At 72.9% G+C, this 24784-nt stretch carries 16 protein-coding genes; 13 read left to right on the forward strand and 3 right to left on the reverse strand.

Translation table 11 applies throughout. The features are described 5' to 3' along the window. The first annotated feature begins 6 nt into the window (after positions 1-6). The 11 genes from ACFYY1_RS09360 to moeZ all read left to right on the forward strand — a co-directional run bounded on the left by ACFYY1_RS09360 (position 7) and on the right by moeZ (position 13841). Positions 7-1344, forward strand: a complete 1338-nt coding sequence (locus ACFYY1_RS09360) for a DUF3152 domain-containing protein (RefSeq protein WP_388582843.1) — start codon at positions 7-9, stop codon at positions 1342-1344. A 168-nt stretch (positions 1345-1512) separates the two neighbouring features. Then, the gene (locus ACFYY1_RS09365; protein ID WP_323138501.1) at positions 1513-1608 is read left to right on the forward strand and encodes an Ms4533A family Cys-rich leader peptide; all 96 of its coding nucleotides are present in this window, start codon (positions 1513-1515) and stop codon (positions 1606-1608) included. A gap of 226 nt (positions 1609-1834) precedes the next feature. Then, positions 1835-3559 carry an ABC transporter substrate-binding protein gene (locus ACFYY1_RS09370; protein ID WP_388582845.1) on the forward strand — a complete coding sequence of 575 codons (1725 nt, stop codon included), beginning with the start codon at positions 1835-1837 and terminating at the stop codon, positions 3557-3559. A gap of 2 nt (positions 3560-3561) precedes the next feature. Further along, complete coding sequence (locus ACFYY1_RS09375; protein ID WP_388582847.1) at positions 3562-4545, forward strand: ABC transporter permease; 984 nt, start codon at positions 3562-3564, stop codon at positions 4543-4545. Then, on the forward strand, positions 4542-5531 hold the full coding sequence (locus ACFYY1_RS09380) for an ABC transporter permease (RefSeq protein ID WP_388582849.1): 990 nt from the start codon (positions 4542-4544) through the stop codon (positions 5529-5531). Before ACFYY1_RS09375 ends, ACFYY1_RS09380 begins: the two co-directional genes overlap by 4 nt. Next, a complete protein-coding gene (locus ACFYY1_RS09385; protein ID WP_388582851.1) occupies positions 5528-7120 on the forward strand; it encodes a dipeptide ABC transporter ATP-binding protein in 1593 nt (530 codons plus the stop codon). Before ACFYY1_RS09380 ends, ACFYY1_RS09385 begins: the two co-directional genes overlap by 4 nt. 190 nt (positions 7121-7310) lie before the next feature. Beyond that, entirely contained in the window at positions 7311-9155 is a 1845-nt protein-coding gene (locus ACFYY1_RS09390) for a DUF3492 domain-containing protein (RefSeq protein WP_388583471.1), read from the forward strand. A 127-nt stretch (positions 9156-9282) separates the two neighbouring features. Beyond that, a complete protein-coding gene (locus tag ACFYY1_RS09395; protein WP_388582852.1) occupies positions 9283-10641 on the forward strand; it encodes a hypothetical protein in 1359 nt (452 codons plus the stop codon). Between the two features lie 152 nt (positions 10642-10793). Continuing rightward, positions 10794-11759, forward strand: a complete 966-nt coding sequence (locus ACFYY1_RS09400; protein ID WP_388582853.1) for an NAD-dependent epimerase/dehydratase family protein — start codon at positions 10794-10796, stop codon at positions 11757-11759. Then, entirely contained in the window at positions 11747-12577 is an 831-nt protein-coding gene (locus ACFYY1_RS09405) for a spherulation-specific family 4 protein (RefSeq protein WP_388582855.1), read from the forward strand. The genes ACFYY1_RS09400 and ACFYY1_RS09405 overlap by 13 nt, the downstream gene beginning before the upstream one ends. An 85-nt stretch (positions 12578-12662) precedes the next feature. After that, on the forward strand, positions 12663-13841 hold the full coding sequence (gene moeZ, locus ACFYY1_RS09410; RefSeq protein ID WP_326767695.1) for an adenylyltransferase/sulfurtransferase MoeZ: 1179 nt from the start codon (positions 12663-12665) through the stop codon (positions 13839-13841). Positions 13842-13918: 77 nt separating this feature from the next. Here moeZ and ACFYY1_RS09415 read toward each other — a convergent pair whose 3' ends face one another. From ACFYY1_RS09415 to ACFYY1_RS09425, 3 genes are all read right to left on the reverse strand, one after another. Then, a complete protein-coding gene (locus tag ACFYY1_RS09415) occupies positions 13919-15499 on the reverse strand; it encodes an alpha/beta hydrolase (protein WP_388582856.1) in 1581 nt (526 codons plus the stop codon). Between the two features lie 114 nt (positions 15500-15613). Continuing rightward, positions 15614-17218 carry an alpha/beta hydrolase gene (locus tag ACFYY1_RS09420; RefSeq protein WP_388582858.1) on the reverse strand — a complete coding sequence of 535 codons (1605 nt, stop codon included), beginning with the start codon at positions 17216-17218 and terminating at the stop codon, positions 15614-15616. A gap of 187 nt (positions 17219-17405) precedes the next feature. Then, a complete protein-coding gene (locus ACFYY1_RS09425; protein ID WP_388582859.1) occupies positions 17406-20207 on the reverse strand; it encodes a lysylphosphatidylglycerol synthase domain-containing protein in 2802 nt (933 codons plus the stop codon). A gap of 245 nt (positions 20208-20452) precedes the next feature. Here ACFYY1_RS09425 and ACFYY1_RS09430 point away from each other — a divergent pair, with 245 nt between their 5' ends. Beyond that, the gene (locus tag ACFYY1_RS09430; protein ID WP_388582861.1) at positions 20453-20887 is read left to right on the forward strand and encodes an MGMT family protein; all 435 of its coding nucleotides are present in this window, start codon (positions 20453-20455) and stop codon (positions 20885-20887) included. 401 nt (positions 20888-21288) lie between these two features. Then, entirely contained in the window at positions 21289-24744 is a 3456-nt protein-coding gene (locus tag ACFYY1_RS09435; RefSeq protein WP_388582863.1) for an ATP-dependent helicase, read from the forward strand. Positions 24745-24784 lie beyond the last annotated feature (40 nt).

Raw genomic sequence — 24784 nt, forward strand, 5'->3', positions numbered from 1 at the left:
CGGGGCGTGGGACGACATAGTCGAAAGGGCCCCAAACCCCCGGGGTCCGACAGCGAGGCCGCCGCAGCGTCCGCGGGCGGCGACCGGGAGGGCGTCAGGCCCCCGGGCCCCGGCACCGGCCGGCGCCGCAGGGCGGCCGACGCACCGTCCGGCCCCGACGGGCACGCCCCGTTCCAGCAGGCCGGGCACGTCCGCGGCGGCCACCCCGAGCAGCGCGAACCGGGTGGCGGCTGGGGGACCGGGCCCCAGCCCCGGTTCCGGGCCGAGGATCAGCGGACCATGGGGCGGCAGGCTTCGGCCCAGCCGCAGACGGCGCCCCGGCAGCAGCCGCAGACCGGCACCCGGCCGCTGATACCGGGACCGCGGCGCGAGTTCGTCGAGGCGTTCGACGCTCCGCCCGCGCCGCCCGCACCGCGCGGGCCCTCCGCCCCGCCGGCCCGCCCCGCCGATCCGTACGCCTCGGTCGGCGAGTGGGACGAGCAGCCGCCGGGCGCCGCCGCCGACCCGGCCGCCGGCAAGGAGAGCAAGGACGGCAAGGGCTCCAAGGGGCGCACCTTCACCGGCATCGCGGCCGCCGCGGTGACCACCGTGCTCGCGGTGGTCGTGGCCGGGCAGGTCGCCCAGGACGACGGCGGCGGCGGGACCACCGCCGCGCAGCCCGCGGGCGTCGACCGGGACGGCCTCGACGGCACCTCCCGTTCCGACGACCGGGCGACCCCGGAGCCGGTGCGGGTCAAGCCGCTCACGTACGAGCAGAAGATGGCCAAGGCCTATCCGCTCGCGCCGGAGCTGACGGCGTCCGGGAAGTTCGAGACGGTTCCGGGAAAGGCGAAGGCCCCGGGCCGGGGGCACAAGTACCAGTACCGGATCGACGTGGAGAAGGGCCTCGGTCTCGACGCCGGGCTCTTCGCCAGGGCCGTCCAGGAGACGCTCAACGACGACCGCAGCTGGGCGCACGACGGGGCGATGACCTTCGAGCGGATCTCCACCGGTGATCCCGACTTCGTCATCACCCTGGCCAGCCCCGGGACCACCGGCGAGTGGTGCAAGAAGTCCGGTCTGGACACCACGGAGGACAACGTCAGTTGCGACTCCGCGGCGACCGAGCGCGTGATGATCAACGCCTACCGCTGGGCGCAGGGGTCGTCGACCTTCGGTCCGGACAAACTCTTCGCCTACCGCCAGATGCTGATCAACCATGAGGTCGGTCATCGGCTGGGCCACAACCATGTGAGTTGCGGCACGGCCGGAACCCTCGCTCCCGTGATGCAGCAGCAGACCAAGTCGCTGAACATCGACGGGATCAAGTGCCGCCCCAACGCCTGGGTGTATCCGCCCAGTTGATCCGGAAAGGGGCGGGTCCGCGCGTGCGACGGGCCCGCCCCTTCGGCATGCCCGGTTCCGTGGCCGTACGCGGATGCGGCGTACGTCCGCCCACACTCTGTCCGCATGATGAGATCGCTGTCTCAATTCGCGTTGACATCCCCTGGGCGGTGATCCATATTTCTCGGCATGTCACACGGCCCCGTCCTCCCCGATCGCGCAGTCATAGAGCTGGCGCTCATCGGTGTGACCGGGCACAGTGTCGCCGACATCGACTGTTGCTGACGCCTGCCCGAGCGCGCGTCCGCCCGCCGTCCGAGCCCTGAACGGGCCGGGCCGCCACGCATGACCGCCGCGCCCGGCGCATTCCCTCCGCAGGCGCGGCAGTTCGTTGTCACCGGTCGGCATCTCCAGCCGCCGACCGGCTGTGTGCACTCGCTCTCGTCGCTGCCTGCGCGGAACCCTTACGTCCCGTTTTGCTCAGGCAGTACATCCGAGAGGTCATCTTCCGATGCGTCAACCGTCCGTCATATCGCGCCGCGTGGCCGCGGCCACCGCAGTACTCGTCGTGGCGGCGGGTGCCGCGGCCTGCGGCCCCAAGGACAACGAGGGCGGCGACGGCAGCTCCGGTGCGGCGGGCAAGCCGCAGAAGGGCGGCACGCTCACCGTCCTCAACAGCAAGCCGCAGGAGGACTTCGACCCCGCGCGGCTCTACACCTCCGGCGGCGGCAACGTCCCGTCCCTGGTCTTCCGTACGCTCACCACCCGCAACCGGGAGGACGGCGCCGCCGGCGCGAAGGTCGTCCCCGACCTCGCGACCGACCTGGGCACGCCCAGCAAGAACGCCACCGTGTGGACGTACACCCTCAAGGACGGCCTGAAGTACGAGGACGGCACCCCGATCACCAGTGCCGACATCAAGTACGGCATCGAGCGCTCCTTCGCCGCCGAGCTCTCCGGCGGCGCGCCCTACCTGCGCGACTGGCTGATCGGCGGAGCCGACTACCAGGGCCCGTACAAGGACAAGAAGGGCCTCGACTCGATCGAGACGCCCGACGCGAAGACCATCGTCTTCCACCTCGACAAGCCGGAGGGCGAATTCCCCTTCCTGGCCACGCAGACCCAGACCACCCCGGTGCCCAAGGCCAAGGACACGGGCACCAAGTACGAGGAGCACCCGGTCTCCTCGGGTCCGTACAAGGTCGTCAAGAACGAGGGCGACGGCGAGCGCCTGATCCTGGAGCGCAACCCGCACTGGTCGGCGGCGACCGACGAGGAGCGCAAGGCCTACCCCGACCGGATCGACGTGCGCTCCGGACTCGACTCCGCCGTCATCAACCAGCGCCTGTCCGCCTCGCAGGGCGCCGACGCCGCCGCCGTCACCACCGACACCAACCTGGGCCCGGCCGAACTCGCCAAGGTCACCGGCGACAAGAAGCTCGCCGCCCGCGTCGGCACCGGCCACTTCGGCTACACCAACTACATCGCCTTCAACCCGAAGGTGAAGCCGTTCGACAACCCGAAGGTGCGTCAGGCGATCTCGTACGCCGTCGACCGCTCCTCCGTGGTCAACGCGGCCGGCGGCTCCTCGCTCGCCGAGCCCGCCACCACCTTCCTGCCCGACCAGGCGGCCTTCGGCCACACGCCGTACGACCACTTCCCGGCCGGGAAGAACGGCAACGCGGCCAAGGCCAGGGAGCTGCTCAAGGAGGCCGGCTACCCCAAGGGGCTGACCGTCACCCTCACGCACTCCAACGACAAGGACTTCGCGACGAGCCCGGAGATCGCCACCGCGCTCCAGGAGGCGCTGAAGAAGGCCGGAATCACCGTCGAGCTCCAGGGCCTGGAGTCCAACGACTACTCCGACACCGTCTACAACGTGAAGAGCGAGCCCGGCTTCTTCCTCGGCGGCTGGGGCGCCGACTGGCCGTCCGGCGGCCCGTTCTTCGCGCCGATCTTCGACGGGCGCCAGATCGTCAGGTCGGGATACAACTTCAACTCCGGCCAGCTGAACGATCCCGCGGTCAACAAGGAGATCGACGAGATCAACGAGCTGACCGACCTGGGCGCCGCCGCGAAGCGCTGGGGCGAGCTCGACAAGAAGGTCGGTGAGCAGGCGCTGACCGTGCCGCTGTTCCACCCGGTCTACAAGCGCCTGTACGGCGAGGCCGTGAAGAACGTCGTGATCAGCGACTGGACCGGCGTGCTCGACATCTCGCAGGTCGCGGTCAAGTAGTCATGGCAGAGGCAACTCCGGCCGAGGAGGCGGGGACCGCGAAGGTCCCCGCCTCCGGGGCCAATCCGTTCTGGCGGCGGCTGCGCGCCCGGCGCGCGGCCCTCGTGGCGGCCGCGATCGTCGCCCTGCTGGTCCTGGCCGCGCTCGCCGCACCGCTGCTCGCGGGCATCGAGGGCCAGGACCCCACCACGTACCACCCCGACCTCGTCGACTCCGCCACCGGCGGGGTGCCGGCCGGCTCCTTCGGCGGGATCAGCGCCGAGCACTGGCTCGGCGTCGAACCGCTCACCGGACGCGACCTGTTCGCCCGCGTCGTGTACGGGGCCCGGGTCTCGCTCGGCGTCGCGCTCGCCGCGACCCTGCTCCAGGTGCTCATCGGCGTCTCCATCGGGCTCGCGGCCGGGCTCGGCAACCGCTTCGTCGACCAGGCGCTCAGCCGGGTCACCGATGTCGTGGTCGCGCTGCCCGTCATGGTGATCGCGCTCGGCGCGCTCGCCGTCGTACCCGCGAGCTTCCCCCGCCCGGTCCTGATCGCCGTGATCATCGGCCTGGTCGGCTGGTCCGGGACCTCGAAGATCGTGCGCGCCCAGACGCTCTCACTGAAATCGCGCGACCACGTCGCCGCCGCCCGGCTCAGCGGCTGGGGCTCCTGGCAGATCGCCCGGCGCGAACTGCTGCCCGCACTGGCCGCGCCCGTCATCACCTACGCGGTGCTGCTCTTCCCGTCGAACATCGTCGTCGAGGCGGCCCTGTCCTTCCTCGGCGTGGGCATCAAGCCGCCCACGCCGTCCTGGGGGCAGATGCTCAGCGACGCCGACACCTGGTACCAGGCGGCACCCACCTATCTGCTGATCCCCGCCCTGCTGCTCTTCGTCACCGTGCTGGCGCTGACCGTCCTCGGCGAGGGCGTACGCACCGCGCTCGACCCGCGCGCCGAGTCCCGGCTGCGGATCGGCACCGGACGGAAGAAGGAGGCCGACGCGTGAAGTGGTTCCTGCTCAGACGGATCGGCGGAGCGCTCTTCGTACTGCTCGCCCTCAGCGTCGTCGTCTACGCCGCCTTCTACGTGGCCCCCGGCAACGTCGCGCAGATCGCCTGCGGTCCGCGCTGCTCGCCCGCACAGGTGGCGCAGGTCAGCGAACAGCTGCACCTGGGCGACCCGCTGTACCTGCAGTACGCGCACTTCCTCCAGGGGCTCTTCGCCGGGCGCGACTACTCGACCGGCACCGGCGTGCTGCACTGCCAGGCGCCCTGCCTCGGGCTCTCGTACCAGAGCGACCAGCAGGTCACCGAGCTGATCCTGGCCAAGCTCCCGGCCACCGCCTCGCTCGCCGTCGGCGCCTTCGTGCTGTGGATGCTGCTCGGCGTCGGCACCGGACTGCTCTCGGTGTGGCGGCGCGGCCGGCCGACCGAGCGCGTCCTGACCTGGATCACCCTGGCGGGCATGGCCACCCCGGTCTTCGTCATCGGACTGCTGCTGATCATCATCCTGGTCACGGCGCTCCGGATCCTGCCGTTCCCGGACTACGTACCGCTCACCGAGGACCCGGAGCAGTGGGCCTGGAACCTGCTGCTGCCCTGGATCTCCCTGGCCCTGGTGTCCGCGGCCCCGTACGCCCGGATGACCCGGGCCTCGATGCTGGAGACCCTGGCCGAGGACCATGTGCGCACCTTCAGGGCGTACGGGGTCGGCGAACGGGCGCTCGTGGGGCGGCACGCGCTGCGCGGCGCGCTGGCGCCGGTGATCGCGCTCGGCGCACTCGACATCGGCTCGATGTTCGGCGGCGCCGTCCTCACCGAGTCGCTCTTCGGGATTCCGGGGGTCGGCCGTGAACTCGTCGACGCCGTGAAGCACGTGGACCTTCCGGTGGTCGTCGGTCTGGTGCTCGTCACCGGATTCTTCGTGGTCCTCGCCAATGCCGTCGCCGACATCCTGCAGGCGATGGCCGACCGACGGGTGGTACTGGCATGAGCCTGGTCGAAGTCTCCGATCTCTCGATCTCGTTCGGCGACGTGCGCGCCGTGGACGGGCTGTCGTTCTCGCTGGAGGCCGGCGGCGCGCTCGGCGTCGTGGGGGAGTCCGGCTCCGGTAAGAGCGCCTCGGCGTACGCCCTGCTGGGACTGCACCGGGGGACCGGCGCGAAGGTCGGCGGCTCGATCCGGGTCGCCGGGGTGGACGTGACGGCGGCGGACGACGCGGAACTGCGGGCCCTGCGGGGCGCGAAGGCCGCGATGGTCTTCCAGGACCCGCTGTCCTCGCTGGACCCGTACTACGCGGTGGGCGACCAGATCGCCGAGGTGTACCGGGTGCACAACCGGGCCTCCCGCCGGGCGGCGCGGGCGCGGGCGGTGGAGGTGCTGGACCGGGTCGGGATCCCCGACGCGGTACGGCGCTCCCGGGCCAGGCCGCACGAGTTCTCCGGCGGGATGCGGCAGCGGGCGCTGATCGCGATGGCCCTGGCCTGCGAGCCCCAGCTGCTCATCGCCGACGAGCCGACGACCGCCCTGGACGTCACCGTCCAGGCCCAGATCCTCGACCTGCTCCACGACCTGCGTCGCGAGACGGGCATGGGGCTGCTGCTGGTCACGCACGACGTGGGCGTGGCGGCGGAGTCGGTCGACGAGGTGCTGGTCATGCGGTCGGGCCGGGCGGTGGAACGCGGCCCGGTGGACGAGGTGCTCGTGGCGCCGCGCGAGCCGTACACGAAGGCGCTGCTGGCGGCGGTGCCCCGGGTGACGGAGCCGCGCGCCGCGTCCGGCGAGGTGACGGACGGCGCGGCGGCGGACGGCGGCGAGGTGCTCGTCGAGGCCGACGGCGTGCGGCAGGTGTTCGGCAGGGGGAAGACCGCGCTCGCCGCCGTCGACGGGGTCTCCCTCATCGTCCGGCGCGGCGAGACCCTCGGCATCGTCGGGGAGAGCGGCAGCGGCAAGACCACCCTCGGGCGGATGCTCGTCGGACTGCTGGAGCCCACCTCGGGGCGGCTCACCCGTGACGCCCGGGTGCAGATGGTCTTCCAGGACCCCGTCTCCTCCCTCAACCCGCGCCGCTCGGTCGGCGAATCGGTCGCCGACCCGCTGCGGGCCTCCGGGCAGCGCGACGAGGCCGCGATCAGGGCGCGGGTGCGGGACCTGCTGACCCGGGTCGGGCTCGACCCGGACGGCTACGACCGCTACCCGCACGAGTTCAGCGGCGGGCAGCGCCAGCGCGTCGGGATCGCACGGGCACTGGCCGCCGAGCCGGAGCTGATCGTCTGCGACGAGGCGGTCTCCGCGCTCGATGTGACGACCCAGGCCCAGGTGACCGCCCTGCTCGCGGAACTCCAGCGGGAACTGGGGCTCGCCCTGGTCTTCATCGCCCACGACCTCGCCGTCGTACGGCAGGTCAGCGACCGGGTCGCCGTCATGCGGCAGGGCCGGATCGTCGAGGAGGGTGCGGTGGACCAGGTGTACGGGAACCCCCGGGACCCGTACACCAAGCAGCTGCTGGCGGCCGTTCCGGCGCTCGATCCGGCGCTCGCGACGGTGCGCCGCGCGGCCCGCAAGGAGCTGGCCGCCGCCTGACCCTGAGTGACCGCTCGCTCCCATAGCGCGACAGAACGCCACTGGGGCGGGAAAGTTACGACGGTTCACCCCTTTCGGTGGTGCGACGGACAACCGTCCGCCGCACCACCGGCGTATCCGCTTACGGTCGTCCCGCTGTGAGCCGCCATTCCAACGGCGGCCGCCCACAAGGGAGATCGGGGGTGTGCTCGTGCGGATCGGACTCCTCACCGACGGTGGCTACCCGTATGCCGGCGGTGAGTCCGGACTCTGGTGCGACCGCCTGGTGCGCGGGCTCACGCAGCACGAGTTCGATCTCTTCGCACTCAGCCGCTCCGTCGAACAGGAGGAGCGCGGCTGGGTCCCGCTCCCGGCGCAGGTCGGCCGGGTGCGCACGGCACCGCTCTGGACGGCCGACGACGACGCGCGGGGCACCCGGGCCCCCAGGGGGCTGCTCGCCCGGATGGTGACGGGCGGTGGCGCCCGCCCGTACGGACGGCGCGAACGGCGGCGCTTCGAGGCGCACTTCGCGGCGCTCGCGGCCTCGATCTGCGCGGTCTGCGCGGTCTGCGCGGGGGGTGCGGGGAGCGGCGGGGACGGTGCCGCGAGTACGGGGGAACCGGGTGGCGAAGGGCGTACGTCCGTCGCCGACGCGCAGTTCACGGACGGCCTGTACGGACTCGCCGAACTGGCCCGCGAACACGGCGGACTCACCACGGCCCTCCGCTCCGAAACCGCCGTGCGGGTACTCGAAGCGGCCTGCCGCGCCCCGGGCACCGGGCGCACCGTCCAGACCGCCACCGTTCCCGACCTCCTCGACTTCGTCCGGGAGCTCGACCGGGTGCTCCGCCCCCTCTCGCTCGACTGGTACGACGAGGAGGGCCTCGGCGCGGTCGACCTCTGTCACGCGACGTCCGGTGGCGCCGGCGCACTCCCAGGACTACTGGCCAAACGCTTCTTCGGGGTGCCGCTGCTGGTCACCGAGCACGGCGTGCGGCTGCGGGCGCACTACCTCGCGGCGACCGACACCACGCTGAACGCGCCGGTGCGCGCCCTGCTCGCCAACCTGCACGGGCGGCTGGCCACCGAGGTGTACCGGCAGGCCGCGATCGTCACCCCGGGCAACACCCACGCCCGCCGCTGGCAGGAGCGGTGCGGCGCCGAGCGGGAGAAGCTGCGCACCGTCCATCCCGGAATGGAGTCCGACCGTTTCACGGAGCTGGGGGAGAGCGGCGACAGCGGCCCCGACGACACCCTGGTCTGGGTCGGGCCGATCGAACCCGCCAAGGACCTGATCGCGCTGCTGCACGCCTTCGCGGAGGTGCGGAAGGCCGAGCCGGACGCCCGGCTGAGGATCATCGGCGCCCCGGCCCGGGGCGCGGGGGGCACGGATGTCGTTGAAGGCGCGGCCTATCTCGCGCACTGCCGGGCGCTCGCCGCCCAGCTGTTCCCCGACGAGGCCACGGACGCGCATGCCATCGGGGACAACCCGGTCTCCTTCGAGGACCTCGGCGGGGCCGAGGTGCCCGAGCTGACGGACGCGTACGCGGCGGGCGGGGTCGTCGTCCTGTCCAGCGTGATGGAGGGCTTCCCGACCGGTCTCGTCGAGGCGATGTTCTGCGGCCGGGCCACGGTGTCGACGGATGTCGGCGCGGTCGTCGAGGTCATCGGCGGCACCGGGCTCGTGGTGCCCCCGCGCAACCCCAGGGCGCTCGCCGACGCCTGCCTCGCGCTGCTGCGGGACCCCGAGCGCCGTGCACGGCTCGGAGCGGCGGCGCGCGCCCGCGCACTCGAACTTTTCACCGTCGACCAGAACCTCGCGGCGTTCCGCGGCATCTACCTGGAGCTGATCTCGCACGCCCCGGTGCGCAGGGAGGCCGAGGCGGTGGACGCCGACGGGGAACCGCGCCCGTTCGCCACCCCGCCGGAGGCGCGGGTGCCGGGTCCGTGGACGGCCTCGGGCGCCGCCCCGGGCGGCCGCACGCCCAGCTGGGCCGCCGCCGGGCCCCGGGCCGTCTGCGCGGGAGCGCGGGGAGCGGGTGGCGGCGATGCGTGAACGTGAACCACGTGCGCAGGAACAGGGACCGGAACAGGGGCAGGGGCAGGGACAGGAGTCGGCCGGGCCGGGACCGGGCGGACCGCAGGGGTCCGGCCCGGCCGGCGACGATCACGGAGGAATCAGCATGGGCCGCCCGACCGAGGTGTCCGACGCACCCGCCGCACCGAGCACCGGCGGAAGCTGGGACCTCCGCTCCCGGGCCCTGGTCTCCGAACCGCTCGCGGAGCCCCCCGGGACTTCCGGGACTTCCGAGGCCCCGGAGGATCTCGCAGCCCCCGCAGCCCCCGCAGCCCCCGCAGCCCCCGCAGCCCCCGGCGCCCGCGCCCCCGAGATCGCGCGCCCCGTGCCCGCGCGCCGGCTGAACGCCTCGCGCCGTGGCCCCGCCGACCCCGTGAAATCGCTGATGTACCGCCATCGCGAGCTGTGCGAACGGGCCGTCGACCCGCTGGAGGTCGCCGCCGGGCTCGAAGCCCAGGGCGTCACCGACCGCGCCGCCGCCCGCTACCGGCACCGCGATGTCTTCTCGCTCGCCGAGGAACTGTTCGCACGGGTGCCCGGCGTGGCGGCACGGGCCACGACCGGCCCCGACGCGCCGGAGCGCGACATCGCGACGCGCGCCGCCTGGTCGCTCCGCGCGCTGCTGCCGGGCGCCGCCTGCCTCGCGACCGTCGCCGCACTCGGACTCACCGAGGGGGCGCTCGACGGCCGGGCCCGGCTCGCGATCGCCCTCGCCGGGGCGCTCCTCGCGCTCACCGGGCTCGCGCTCAGCCTGCGCAGCGGCCCCCTGCACGCCGAAGGCCGCTCCTCGGGCCCGGCCAACGCGTACGGCTGCTGGCTCCTCGGCTACGTCCTGTACGGCGAACCGCTGCTCGACGAAGTGCTCAGCGGCGGCCCCGAAGGCCCCTGGGCGGTCACCCCCGCGCCGCTGCTGGGCCTGGCCCTCGCCCTCGCCCCGGCCACCTGGTGCGCCCACCTCTTCGCCGTGCACGCGCACCGCCGGCTCATCGGCAGCCGTGCGCTGGAGGAGTTCGCCGCGGGGGTGCGCCCCCTGCTGTTCGGGGCCGTCGCACTTCATCTGTGCGCCGTCGCCGGTCTGCTGTACCTCGCGCACCTGGGGTGCGGGGGCGGCGGGGCGTTCATCGGGGCGGCCGCTCTCGGGGTGCTGCTCCTGCTGGCCCGGCTGCTGACCGTGCACGGGTTCCCCGGGCTCGCCGCCGGCGGACTCGCCTGCGCCTGCGCGGTCGAGGCGCTGGCTCCCGCGCTGGTCCTGGCCGGGCGGCTGCCCCATCTGCACTTCCTCGCCCGCCCCGTCGACCTCCTCGTCATGACGTCCGGCACCGGAGCCGTACCCGCCCTCGCGTGCGGGGGAGCAGCGCTCGGACTGCTGATCGCCGCCACCGTCGTCCTCTCCCGGGCGTCCGCCCACACCACCACCGCCACCACCACCGCCCGGCCGGTCGACGAAGGCCCGGCCGCCGCGTAACCAAAGCCGCACCACTGTCCTTGCACGCCCCGCGGAGCCGACGCCGCGGGTCATTGCCCCCACAACCTCACCTCACTTCTCAAGGAGACACCGGACATGACCCCCCAATCCCCTTCACCGGCAGCTCGCCGTCGGCGCCGAGGGGGCGCGCGATGAGGGTGCTACTGCTCGGAGCCAACGGATTCCTCGGACGGTTCGTGGCCGACCGCCTGCTCGCCGACCCCGCCGTGCACCTCACGGCGCTCGGCCGCGGCGACGACGCCGATGTACGGTTCGACCTCGCCAGCGGGAGCCCCGGCGCGCTGACCCGTTTCCTGGACGCCGTCCACCCCGGAGTGGTCGTCAACTGCGCGGGCGCCACCCGCGGCGGGGCCCGCGATCTCACCCGCCACAACACCGTCGCCGTCGCCACGGTCTGCGAGGCGATGCGACGCAGCGGCTGCACGGCCCGGCTCGTCCAGGTCGGCTGCTCCTCGGAGTACGGGCCCTCGCAGCCCGGCTCCTCCACCGCCGAGGACGCGATCCCGCGCCCCGGCGGCCCGTACGGCGTCAGCAAGCTCGCCGCCACCGAACTCGTCCTCGGCTCCGGCCTCGACGCGGTGGTGCTGCGGGTCTTCTCCCCGGTCGGTCCGGGCACCCCGGCCGGTTCCCCGCTCGGCAGGCTCGCCGAGGCGATGCGCCGGGCCATGCAGTCCGGCGACGGCGAGCTGAAGCTCAGCGGCCTCGGCGTGCAGCGCGACTTCGTGGACGTACGCGATGTCGCCCGCGCCGTGCACGCCGCCTCGCTCTCCGCCGCCCAGGGCGTCGTCAACATCGGCACCGGCCGCGCCGTGCGCCTGCGGGACGCGGCCGCCGTCCTCGCCAGGGTCGCCGGGTACGCGGGCGCACTCCACGAGCTCGACGCGCCCCCGCCCCGGCTGCCCATCGGCGCCCCGCGCAGCTCGACCGAATCGGTCATCGAGCACCTCTCGGCGACCCCGTCCCCCTACCCGGACGGCTGCGGTGCCTGGCAGCAGGCCGACGTCCGCACCGCCAGGGACCGGCTCGGCTGGCGCCCCCGGATCAACCTGGAGGAGTCCCTCGCGGACATCTGGATGGAGGCGGCGTGCCGTATCTGACCAGTACTGGAACGGCCCGCCGGACGGGCGGCGCCGAGCGGCTCGGCTTCGGCGTGCCCGGCTACGCGCACCCGCTGCTCGCACCGGCCGAGTGGGCCGAACTGGCCCGCCCGGGAACCCCGCTGCACTGGGCCGTCCTCAACATCGACGACGGCCCCGGCGCCCGCCCCGATCCGCACTGCCTGGAGGCCGCGGGCCGGCTCCGCAACGCGCGCGAGCGGGCCGTGCACGGCGAGGACCCGCGCGACTCGGTCCGCGCGGCGGGCGGCCGGCTGCTCGGCCATCTCGACCTGGCCTTCGGCCGCCGGCCCTTCGGCGAACTGATCGCCGACGCGCAGTCGTTCCTCGACTGGTACCGCGTCGACGGCTTCTATCTCGGCCGCTGCCCGGCCGGGCGCGCCGAGCTCCCGGCGGTGCGCCGTCTCACCAGCACACTCGCCACGCTCCTGGAGCACGGCGACCCGCCGTACGGGGAGGGGAGCGGGCCACTGGTGCTCGGTCTCGGCACCCATCCGCACCCCGGCTACGCGGAGGCCGCCGACCAGCTGGTCACCTTCTGCGGACCGTGGACGGACTACCGCTGGTCGCAGGTGGCGGAGTGGACCGCCTCCTACCCGCCGGAGCGGTTCGCGCACTTCGTCCACGGCGTCCCGCGCACCCACCTCGACGAGGCCATGCGCATCGCCCGCTGGCAGGGCGCGGGCACGATCTTCTTCACGGACCGAGACGGTCAACAAGGGCAAACCGATCCATTCGCGGCGCTGCCCAGGTACTGGGACGAAATCGTCTCGCGGATCGGACCTGGTATCTCGGAATGAGAAGGAGCGTGGCAGTGTTACGGCAAGAACAACCGTACGTAGATGAAGTACGTAGAAACCGACCACCTGCATTGTTGAGGTTCCTGTGTCGCTGCCACCCCTGGTCGAGCCAGCTGCTGAGCTCACCGTCGACGAGGTCCGCAGGTACTCCCGCCACCTGATCATCCCGGATGTCGGGATGGACGGGCAGAAGCGGCTGAAGAACGCGAAGGTGCTCTGTGTCGGCGCCGGCGGTCTCGGTTCGCCGGCCCTGATGTACCTGGCCGCGGCCGGTGTCGGAACGCTCGGCATCGTGGAGTTCGACGAGGTCGACGAGTCGAACCTGCAGCGCCAGATCATCCACAGTCAGTCCGACATCGGGCGCTCCAAGGCCGAGTCCGCCAAGGACTCGGTGCTGGGCATCAACCCGTACGTCAACGTGGTCCTTCACGAGGAGCGGCTCGAAGCCGACAACGTGATGGACATCTTCGCCCAGTACGACCTGATCGTGGACGGCACGGACAACTTCGCCACCCGCTATCTGGTCAACGACGCGGCCGTACTGCTGAACAAGCCGTACATCTGGGGCTCGATCTACCGGTTCGACGGTCAGGCGTCCGTCTTCTGGTCCGAGCACGGCCCCTGCTACCGCTGCCTCTACCCGGAGCCGCCCCCGCCGGGCATGGTCCCCTCCTGCGCCGAGGGCGGCGTGCTCGGGGTGCTCTGCGCGTCCATCGGTTCCATCCAGGTCAACGAGGCCATCAAGCTGCTCGCCGGCATCGGTGACCCGCTGGTCGGCCGGCTGATGATCTACGACGCCCTGGAGATGCAGTACCGCCAGGTCAAGGTCCGCAAGGACCCCGACTGCGCGGTCTGCGGCGAGAACCCCACCGTCACCGAGCTCATCGACTACGAGGCCTTCTGCGGCGTCGTGTCCGAGGAGGCCCAGGAGGCGGCGCTCGGCTCCACGATCACTCCCAAGCAGCTCAAGGAGTGGATCGACGCGGACGAGAAGATCGAGATCATCGATGTCCGTGAGCCGAACGAGTTCGAGATCGTCTCGATCCCGGGCGCGAAGCTGATCCCGAAGAACGAGTTCCTGATGGGCAACGCCCTCCAGGACCTCCCGCAGGACAAGCGCATCGTCCTGCACTGCAAGACGGGCGTCCGCAGCGCCGAGGTCCTCGCGGTCCTCAAGTCGGCGGGCTTCGCCGACGCGGTGCACGTGGGCGGCGGCGTGATCGGCTGGGTCAACCAGATCGAGCCCGAGAAGCCGGTGTACTAGTACCAACGCCCGAAGGGGCCGGTCCGCAGCTGCGGACCGGCCCCTTCGTCGTACGCCGCACCGGCGCCACGAGGACGCTACGAGCAGGTCTTCCCGTCGTCCGGGACCATCCCGTCGAGGAAGTACGCGTCCACCGTCGACGTCACGCAGGAGTTCTGGCCGTACGCGCCGTGCCCCTCGCCCTTGTTGGTGAGCAGGATGCCCACGCCCTTGCCCAGCTCGTCCGCCATCTTCCGGGCACCCTCGTACGGCGTCGCCGGGTCACCGGTCGTGCCGACGACCAGCACCGGACCGGCGCCCGGAGCGCTCGCCTCCGGGTTGTCGTGCTCACCCTCCACCGGCCACTGCGCGCACCAGCCGGCCGTGTCCCACGCCAGGAACGGACCGAACACCGGGGACAGCTTCCGGAACTCCGGCAGCAGCGCCCTGGCCTCGGCCGCCGTGGGCCGCAGCTTGCTGTCCGCGCAGGAGATGGCGCGCTGCGAGTGGTTCTGGGTGTCGTAGTGGCCCTTCTCGTCACGGCCGTTGTACGAGTCGGCCAGCTGGAGCAGCATGGTGCCGGTGCCGCTCTTCTCGGCCTCGTCCAGCGCCTGCGTCAGGAACGGCCAGTTGCTCTTGGAGTAGAGCGGCGTGACGATGCCGGTGATGGCCAGCGACTCGTTGAGCTCGCGGCCCGAACGGGTCGGCAACGGCTTCCTGTCGATCCGCTCCAGCAGCTTCGCGATCCGCTGCGTGCCCGCCTTCGGGTCCTGGCCGCGGTCCTTGAGGTAGTTCTCCAGCGCCCGCTGGAAGCCGGTCGCCTGATTGCGGGCGTGCCCGATCGTGTCCGCGGTCGGGTCGACGACGGCGTCCAGCACGGTGCGTCCGACGTTCGAGGGGAAGAGGTGCGCGTAGGTACCGCCGAGCTCGGTGCCGTACGACATCCCGAAGTACGTGAGCTTCTTGTCGCCGAGCACCGCACGGATCAGGTCCATGTCCCGGGCGGCGTTCGTCGTACCGACGTGCGGCAGGACCTTGCCGGAGCGGCGCTCGCAGCCGGCGCCGAAGTCCGCGCCGTCCTTCATGAACGCCGTCTCCTCGGCCGCCGTGTCCGGGGTCATGTCGACCTTCCGGTACGCGGTCTCCTGCTCCTTGTCGGTGCGGCAGCTCACCCCTTCGCTGCCGGCCACCCCGCGCGGGTCGAAGCCCACCAGGTCGTAGCGGGAGTTGAGGTTCTCGTACGAGCCGGCGGCGCGCGGCAGTATCGAGACGCCCGAGCCGCCGGGGCCGCCGAAGTTGAACAGCATCGAACCGAGGCGCCGGCTGGTGTTCTGGGCCTTCTTGCGGATCAGCGCGATCCCGATCGTCTCGCCGTCGGGCTTCGCGTAGTCCAGCGGCACCCGGACCGTCGAGCAGCGCCAGTCGGATCCGGGGGCGCTCTCGCCCGCGCGGGCCTCGCAGCCCTTCCAGTCCAGCCGCTGGGAGGTGAGGGCGGCGGGCACCCGGGGGGTGCCCGGCTGCCCCTCCGGCGCGGTGGACGGGTGGTCGGCCGACGACCCGGGATCGCGGCCCGTCCGGTCGGCCGACTTGTCGTCCGTACCCCCGCCGCAGCCCGCGAGCAGACCCGTCAGCAGAAGTGCGGCGCCGGCCAGAGCCCCGGCGCGTGCGTGTGCGACCACGTGTGCGTCCTCCCCGATGTTGCCTGTACTCGACGCCTGTACTCACGACGTACGGCACGAGGTACAGAAAGTCCGCCCATGCTAAGGGCTGTCCCGTAATCCCTGGCGGGCCTGCTACTTGCAGACGGTCCCGGCGGCCGGAACCTTTCCGTCCAGCAGGTAGCCGCCCACTTCCTTCTGCACGCAGGCGTTGCCGCTGTTGTACGCGCCGTGTCCCTGGCCCTTGTACGTCATCTCCACGCCGACGCCCTCGCCCAGCGCGTCGGCCATCGCCTTCGCGCCCTCGTACGGCGTCGCCGGGTCGCCGGTGTTGCCGATGACGAGGATGGGGGCCGCGCCCGGGGCGCTGACGTCCGGGGTGTTCCAGGCGCCCGGCACCGGCCAGCCGGTGCAGGCCATCAGGGACCAGCCCAGATAGTTGCCGAAGATCTTCGAGGCGGACCGGAACTCGGGGAGCTTGGCCTCGGTCTGGTCCGCGGTGAACCGCTGCTTGGAGTCGGCGCAGTTGATGGCGGTGTTGGCGGCCATCGAGTTGTCGTACTGGCCGTTCTCGGAACGGCCGTTCAGCGAGTCGGCGAGGGCGAGCAGCAGCGCGCCGTTGCCACCGTCGGCCTCGTCGATCCCCTGCTCCAGCAGCGGCCAGGTCTGCTTGGAGTAGAGGGCGGCCGCGATCCCGGTCGTCGCCAGGGTCTCCGTCAGCTGACGCGCGCCGAGCCCCGGGATCGGCTTCTTCTCCAGGCCCGTGAGAAGGCCGGAGATCCCCTGCTCGACCTCCTTCGAGGTGGCACCGGGAAGCTTGCACGCGTCGCCGCGGTCGACGCAGTCCTGGGTGAAGTTGTCCAGCGCGAGCTGGAATCCCCGGGCCTGGCCGAGCGAGGACTGCTCGGAGTCCTGGGTCGGGTCGACCACCGCGTCCAGCACCGCCCTGCCGACGTTCTTCGGGAACAAGTGGGCGTAGACGCCGCCCAGTTCGGTTCCGTACGAGATGCCGAAGTAGTACAGCTTCTGGTCGCCGAGCACCTTGCGCATCAGATCCATGTCACGGGCGGCGTCGGTGGTGCCGACGTACGGGAGCTGCTCGCCGGAGTTCTTCTCGCAGGCCCCCGCGAAGGTCTTGGTGCTCTTGACGAGGGTGTTCACCTCCGCGGGGGTGTCCGGGGTGCCGTCGATCTCAAGACGGGCGTCGAGCTGCTTGTCGGTCTCGCACTCCACCCCGTCGCTGCGGCCCACGCCGCGTGGATCGAAGCTCACCAGGTCGTAGCCGGCGCGGAGCTTGTCGTAGTCGGCGCCGAAGGCGGGCAGGGTGGCGACACCGGAGGCGCCGGGGCCGCCGAAGTTGAAGATGAGGGAACCGATCCGCTTGTCCTGGTTCTTGGCCCTGGCCCGGATCAGGGCCAGTTCGATCGTCGTGCCCTCGGGCTTCGCGTAGTCGAGCGGGGCCCGCATGAACGAGCACTCCCAGGGGGTGCCGCCGGGCAGCGGGGTCGGCGCCGTCCCACCGCCCTGCGCGGCGGACGGGGCGGGGCAGGGCTTCCACGTCAGCTTCTGGGAGGTGAGGTCGCCGGATCCGCTCGTCTCGGCGGCGTTCGCCGCGAGCGGCGAGCTCTGCGGCCCGTCCGGGCCTTCCTTGTCGCCGCTCTTCGAGCAGGCGGTGATGGGCAGGAGCACGGTCACGGCGGCGGCCAGTGCGGCGGCGCGCAGGGCAGGGGAGGTCCTCATGGCCCCATGGTGGGGCGGGAACCCGGTCACTGCACGGAACACCGGTCCAAGCGGGTGGCGGGCGACCGGACCGTCCCCCGACTGGCCTCGCGGGCCACCCGGACCCTCCCCCGACTCGCCTTCCGAGCCACCCGGGCCGTCCCCCGACCGGCCGTGCGAGCTGCCCCGGCCGGTGGCTGAAGGGGTGTCAGAGCTCGCCCTTGCGGGTCAGATGGTTGAAGCAGAGCCAGCCGGGAAGCACCGGCAGCCACAGCGTCAGCAGCCGGAACAGCAGCACGGCGGGTGCCGCGACCTCCTTCGGCAGGCCGACCGCGATCAGCCCCAGCGTCAGCGCACCCTCGACCGCGCCCATGCCGCCCGGTGTGGGCGCCGCCGACCCCAGCGCGTTGCCCGCCAGGAAGACGACCGCGATGCTGGCGTAGCTGAGGTGCGGCGCGTCCGGACCGCTGAACGCCCGGATCGAGGCGTCCAGGCACATCACGAACATGCCGGTCAGCAGCAGCATCCCGCCGATGCCGGTCAGCAGCTTCTGCGGCCGCTGCACCACGTCGAGCATGCGCGGCACGACCCCGGCGAACAGCGAGCGGACCCGCGTCACCACGAACTTCCGCAGGAACGGGACCGCCGTCACCACCAGCACCAGCACGGCGACGGTCAGCAGCCCGGCGATCACCGTCCTGGACGGGGTGAGCGAGGACGGCGTCCGCTCGGTGCCGGTCAGATAGCCGAAGGCCGCCAGCAGCAGGATGTGGCAGCCGAGGCCGAACAGCTGCGAGGCGCCGACGCTCGCCACGGCGAGCCCGGGACGTACCCCGGCCCGTTGGAGGAAGCGGGTGTTCAGCGCCACACCGCCGACCGCGGCCGGGGCGACGATCTTCACGAAGGAGCCGGCGACCTGGGCCAGCACCGTCTTGCCGAACGGCACCCGCTCGGGCACGAAACCCAGCAGGCTCATCGCCGCCGCCACGTAGCTGAGCGCCGAGAAGCCGACCGCGGCCGCCACCCAGCCCCACTCCGCCTGCTCGACGACCGTGCCGAAATTGGCCTGGGTGACCTGCGAGATCAGGAAGTACGCGGCGATCGCACCGGCGATGCAGCTGAGCAGGGTGCGGGCCTTGATGCGTTCCAGCCGCACCGGCTCGACCGGGGCCTGCGGCCGGATCAGCAGCACCTGCCGCCGCATCTGGGAGAGCAGGTCCTCCTCGCGGGCCCCGTCCAGGGCGTCGTCCAGGGCGCGCTTCTCGGCCTGTTTCTGGTTGCGCAGCGCCTTGCGGTCGGCCTTGCGGTCGGCGCCGGCCGCCCCGTGTTCGTGCGCCCTGGCCCGCTTGGCCGCGTCCGACGCCTCCAGCACCGCCTCGCGCTCCCGCTGCGAGCGCTCCCGGGCGAGCCGGCGCAGCGCCGCCCGGGTGGAGCGGCTCAGCGCGATCGGCTGGAGCAGCGGCAGACAGTCGGCGACGGCGTCCGGACCGAGCACCTCCAGCGCACCGGCGACGGCCCGCTCGGCGCCCACCCGCAGCCCGGTCGTCGTCAGCAGCTGGGCGACGTCCATCCGCAGCACCAGATCACCGGCCGCGATCTCGCCGCCGCGCAGATCGGTGACGAACACCTTGCCGGAACGATCCACCAGGATGGCGTCGCCGGTGAGCCTGCGGTGCGCGATCCGCCGCGACTGGAGCGCCTTCACCTGGTGCCAGGCGCCGTGCAGCAGCTCGTCGGTGATCTCCGAGTCCTCCAGCGCGTCCAGCGAACGGCCGCCGATGTGCTCGTACACCAGCATCACGGCGTCGGGTCCGAGCTCGGACGTGGCGATCAGCTTGGGCGCGTTGGCCCCGGCGGCGATCGCCGCGTAGGCGAGCAGCGCCTCCTGCTCCAGGGCCTGGCGCAGCGACTGGATGGAGCGGCGCTGGGTGATGCCGCGCAGGGTGAGCCTGCGCCATACCCGGTAGTAGAAGCCCTGGGCCTGCTGCTCGCGGTCGACGACCGTGACGTCGAGGGGTGGCCCGTCCTCCAGGGAGACCAGGTAGCGGCGCCCCCGGTCGTTCTGGTCGCCCGAGTCCGGGGTGTCGTCGGCGCGCATCGTGCGGACCGGGCGGAAGCCGACATGGCGCAGACCGGCCATCAGGTGCTGACCGGTCGGCCGTACGTTCGGCGAGCCGACCGCGTACAGCGTGCCGTACGCGACGGTCCAGCCGATCAGCACGGTGAGGACGATCGAGAACGGGGTCGTGTAGCCGCCGACCAGCATCGCGAACGCGTCGAGCAGCAGCACCACCCACAGCACGACCCGCCAGCGCGGCCGTCTCGCCATGCCGACCGCCGTCATGTACGCGATCACCGGCGCGAGATAGCCGTGTACGGGATCGGTGAGCGCGGCACCGGGCTGCGGCTGGGTCAGGGCGTCCTTGATGGTGCCAGGGGCCGAATCGGCGACCCAGAGGTCGGTGGCGAGCGTCACACCGTGCGCCAGTACGGCGGCGAGCACCCCGTCGGCGATCCGCAGCCCGTCGCGTTTGATCAGCCGCTCGATGGCGAAGGCGACCGGGACGAGCAGCACGGCGATGCTGGAGACGAGACCGGCCGTCTTGATCAGGACGTCGGGCGCCTGACCGGTGCCCTTGTTGATGTCCTGTTCGAGACCGGTGGTCGTGCCGTGGGCGAACGCGGCGATCGAGAACAGGACGACGATCGCCAGGACCCCGATGAGGAGCCGCATCAGATCGGAGGGGCGGTGCACTCGGGCGGGGAGCAGCGGTTCGTCGCCGAAGACGCGTTCGGCCTGCTCCTCGGCGGCGACGGACGAGAGCGTCGAACCGGTCAGGCGCCCGGTGGGCTCCGCCTGCTCGGTGCCGGGCCCTCCGGACTCGGGGCCGGACTTCGTGGGCTCGGTGCCGGGCTCCGTGGGCCGGGTGCCGGGCTTCGCGGCGGGTGCGCGCGAAGCGTCCGGCCGCGGCTCGGCGTCAGGGGCGTCCGCCGCCTTCGGTGGCTGCACGCCCTGCTCCTTCGTCGCCTCTGATTGGTCTTCGTGTTCTCGTATCACCGGTCACCGCCCGCACGATGGTGGCACGGCCCGGTGACGCAGGGGGAAATCAGGGTGCACAGCACGGACCTGGGAGCGGACACGGGAACGGACATGGGAAGCGCAAGATACGCCCCTTCGCGACCGCTCGCAGGCCCTGTGACCGGACGCACACGGACCGGGCCGGGATGTCGGTGGCGTACGGCAGGATGGGCCGGATGAGCCAACACCGCACGAGCGGCGACGGGACGGGTGGCGACGGGACGGGCGACGACCGCACGTTCCACGCACTGCCGGAGTACGTGGAACGCGTGCTCGACGTCGCCGAGCTGATCCCGCCCGGCCGCGTCATGACGTACGGCGATGTCGCCGAGTGGCTGGGCGAGGGCGGGCCGCGCCAGGTCGGCCGGGCCATGTCGCTGTACGGGTCCGCGGTGCCGTGGTGGCGCGTGGTGCGCGCCGACGGGGCACTCCTCCCCGGCCACGAGCTGCGGGCGCTGGACCACTACCGCGCGGAGGGCACCCCGCTGCGCGAGGCGTCGCGCGGCGCGGAGGGCCACCTGCCGCGCCTCGACATGAAGCGGGCGCGGTGGGACGGCGTCACCGCGGACGGGGGCGCGGACCGGGACGAGGGCGGAGGTGCTCACACCTGACAGCTTCCGCCATCCGGCGGCACAGCGGGCGGCGCCGGGGCCGTACGACGTACCCGACTTCCGGGAAGTGACCCAGGGTGCGCAGGCGGTGATCGGGAGTGCGCGAAATGTGACCGACGGCAGGGCCTGTGGCATGTGACGCGACGGGACCGTGACCGCGCGGAGTGACGAAAAGCACGACCGGACGCCGGACCGGGCGTGCGACGGCGCCGATGCCCCGGCACGCGACGGCGCCCGCGCCCCGGAACGTGATGAGGCACGCAGCGCACTCGCCCCGCACAGCGCCCCCGCTGGCGTAGCTTCGTAAGTTCGCGGCGCGCACCGCACCCCCGGCACGCACCGCACCCTCGGCACCCTCGGCACCCTCGGCATCAGTACACCCACCAGGACCGGCGAACCACGTGAGCTCCTCCTCCTTCACCCGGCACAGTCCGCACCGTCAGACACGGCAGCGGGCCGGAGGCGCGTACCGGCTGGTACGCACGCCGCCGGGCTCCGTGGACCCTCCTCTCCTGGACGCGGCACAGCGCGCGGTGGTTGATCACCCCGGCGGTCCGCTCCTGGTGCTCGCCGGACCCGGCACCGGCAAGACGACCACGCTCGTCGAGGCGGTCGCCGCGCGCATCGCCCGGGGCGGCGACCCGGCCCGTGTCCTGGTGCTCACCTTCAGCCGCAAGGCCGCCGTGGAGCTGCGCGACCGGATGGCCGCCCGCCTCGGCGCCGCCCGCGGCCCGCAGGCCACCACGTTCCACTCCTTCTGTTACGCGCTGGTCCGCGCCCACCAGGACGCCGACCTCTTCGCCGAACCGATGCGGCTGCTCTCCGGGCCGGAGCAGGACGTCACCGTCCGCGACCTGCTCGCCGGCCAGCTCGAACTGGAGCGGGACGGCTTCGCCCACATCCGCTGGCCCGACGAGCTGCGGGCCTGCCTGACCACCCGTGGCTTCGCCGACGAGGTACGAGCGGTGCTGGCCCGCAGCCGCGAGCTGGGCCTGGGGCCGGACGCGCTGGCCGCCTTCGCCCGCCGCACCGGCCGGCCCGACTGGGGCGCCGCCGCCGAGTTCCTCGCCGAGTACCTGGACGTGCTGGACGCGCAGGGGGTGCTGGACTACGCGGAGCTGGTGCACCGGGCCGTGCTGCTCGCGGAGCGCCCCGAGGTGTCGGCGCTGCTCGCGGGGGAGTACGACGCGGTGTTCGTCGACGAGTACCAGGACACGGACCCGGCGCAGGTACGGCTGCTGCACGCGCTGGCCGGCAACCGGGGGAGCGCCCCGGGCGCGGGGGGCGGCCGGGACCTGATCGCCTTCGGCGACCCGGACCAGTCGATCTACGCGTTCCGGGGCGCCGACGTGAACGGCATCCTCGACTTCCCGGAGACGTTCCGGAGGGCGGACGGCGCCCCGGCCCCGGTCGGCGTGCTCACCACCTCGCGGCGTTCCGGCGGACAACTGCTGGCCGCCACCCGGCTGCTCACCCGGCGGATGCCGCTGACCCGGCTGCCCGCGGCGAAGGTCCGCGCCCACCGCGAGCTCACCGCGGTACGCGAGGGCGGCAGCGTGGAGGCGTACACCTACCCGACCGCCTCCACCGAACTGGAGAACATCGCCGATCTGCTGCGCCGGGCACATCTGGAGGACGGCGTCCCGTGGAACGAGATGGCGGTGCTCGTACGGGCCGGCGGCCGCACGCTTCCCTTGCTGCGCCGGGCCCTCACGTCGGCGGGCGTGCCCCTGGAGGTCGACGGGGACGACCTTCCCCTGCGCCACGAACCGGCGGTGGCCCCGCTCCTGACAGCCCTGCGCGCGGTCGCCACGGCGGCGCTGCGCGGTAGTGCGCCGGGCGCGGAGGAGGCTTCGCCGGGGGAAGTCGCGGAAGCCGCGGGAGTCACGGAAGCCGCGGGAGTCACGAGAGTCGAGGGGGTCGCGGGAGTCGCGGGAGTCGCGGAGGACCCTGCGGCCGAGGACTCCGCGGCGGAGATGCCCTCCTGGCTGGACACCGAGACCGCCCTGACCCTCCTCGCCTCCCCCCTCGGCTCCATGGACGCGGCCGACCTGCGCCGACTCGGCCGGGCCCTGCGTGACGAGGAGCGGGCCGCCGGGAACCGCGTACCGGCGCCCTCCGGCGACCTGCTGGCCCGAGCGCTCGCCGAGCCCGAACGGCTCGTCGCGCACGATCCGGCGTACGCCCGCGGCGCCCAGCGCCTCGGCGCACTGCTGCGCAAGGCCCGCGAGCTCCTCGAAGGCGGCGGCACCGCCGAGGAGGCCCTGTGGACACTGTGGTCCGGTACCCCGTGGCCGGGCCGGCTGGAGCGCGCCGCGCTGCGCGGCGGCGCGGGCGGCCGCAACGCCGACCGCGACCTCGACGCCGTCTGCGCCCTCTTCGACACCGCGGCCCGCGCCGAGGAACGCACCGGCGGGCGCGGGGCGCTCAACTTCCTGGAGGAGGTCGACGCCCAGGACATCGCCGCCGACACCCTCTCCAGGCGCGCGGTGCGCCCCGACGCCGTACGCCTGATGACCGCGCACCGCTCCAAGGGGCTGGAGTGGCGCCTCGTCGTCGTCGCGGGCGTGCAGGAGGGGCTCTGGCCGGATCTGCGCCGCCGGGGTTCGCTGCTGGAGGCGGACCGGATCGGCCGCGACGGCCTGGCCGAACCGCTGACCCCCGGCGCCCTCCTCGCCGAGGAACGCCGGCTCTTCTACGTCGCGGCGACCCGTGCCCGCGAACGCCTCGTCGTCACCGCGGTGAAGGCACCCGCCGACGACGGCGACCAGCCGTCCCGCTTCCTCGCCGAGCTCGGCGCCGAGCCGCGCGATGTCACCGGCCGGCCGCGCCGCCCGCTCGCCGTCGCCGCGCTGGTCGCCGAACTCCGCGCCACCACCGTCGACCCCGAAGCCTCCGACGCCCTGCGCGAGGAGGCCGCCCATCGCCTCGCCCGACTCGCCGCCCTCACCGACGACGAGGGCCAGCCGCTCGTACCCGCGGCCCATCCCTACCGCTGGTGGGGCCTGTACGAACCGACCCGCTCCGCCGTCCCGCTCCGCGACCGGGACCAGCCCGTGGCCCTCTCCGGCAGCGCGCTCGACCAGCTCGCCAACACCTGCGCGCTCCAGTGGTTCCTCGGCCGCGAGGTGAAGGCGGACGCCCCGGCGACGGCGGCGCAGGGCTTCGGCAACGTGGTCCACGTACTCGCCGACGAGGTGGCCTCCGGACATACCCCCGCCGACCTCGCCGTCCTGATGGAGCGGCTGGACTCGGTCTGGGACGGGCTCGTCTTCGACGCCCCCTGGAAGTCCCGGCAGGAGAAGGAACAGGCCCGGGCCGCCCTTGAACGCTTCCTGCGCTGGCACGTCATGGACCGCACCGGCCGCACCCCCGCCGCGAGCGAGCACGATTTCGACGTGACGCTGGGGGCGGGGGAGTACGAGGTGCGCATCCGGGGCTCCATGGACCGCGTCGAGCAGGACGCCGAGGGCCGGGCCTACGTCGTCGACTTCAAGACCGGCAAGCAGTCCCCGACCAAGGACGAGGTGGCCCGCCACCCCCAGCTCGCCGTGTACCAGCTGGCCGTCCGCGAAGGCGCGGTCGACGAGGTCTTCGACGGCCGGCGCCCCGAGCCCGGCGGCGCCGAACTCGTACAGCTGCGCCAGCCCGCCCCCAAGAAGGAGGGCGGTGACGCGCTGCCCAAGGTGCAGGCGCAGGAACCGCTCGCCGGTGAATGGGTCTCCGGCCTGCTGGCCACCGCCGCCGGCCGGGTCCTGGACGAACGCTTCACCCCCACGACCGGCCAGCACTGCACCCACTGCGCCTTCCGGGCCTCGTGCAGCGCCCAGCCGGAGGGCCGCCACGTCCTGGAGTGAGTGAGCGGGGGCGGAGGTTCCTCGCCGCCGCCGGTTGTCG

The sequence above is a fragment of the Streptomyces sp. NPDC001890 genome, from assembly GCF_042891445.1.
Lineage (GTDB): Bacteria > Actinomycetota > Actinomycetes > Streptomycetales > Streptomycetaceae > Streptomyces.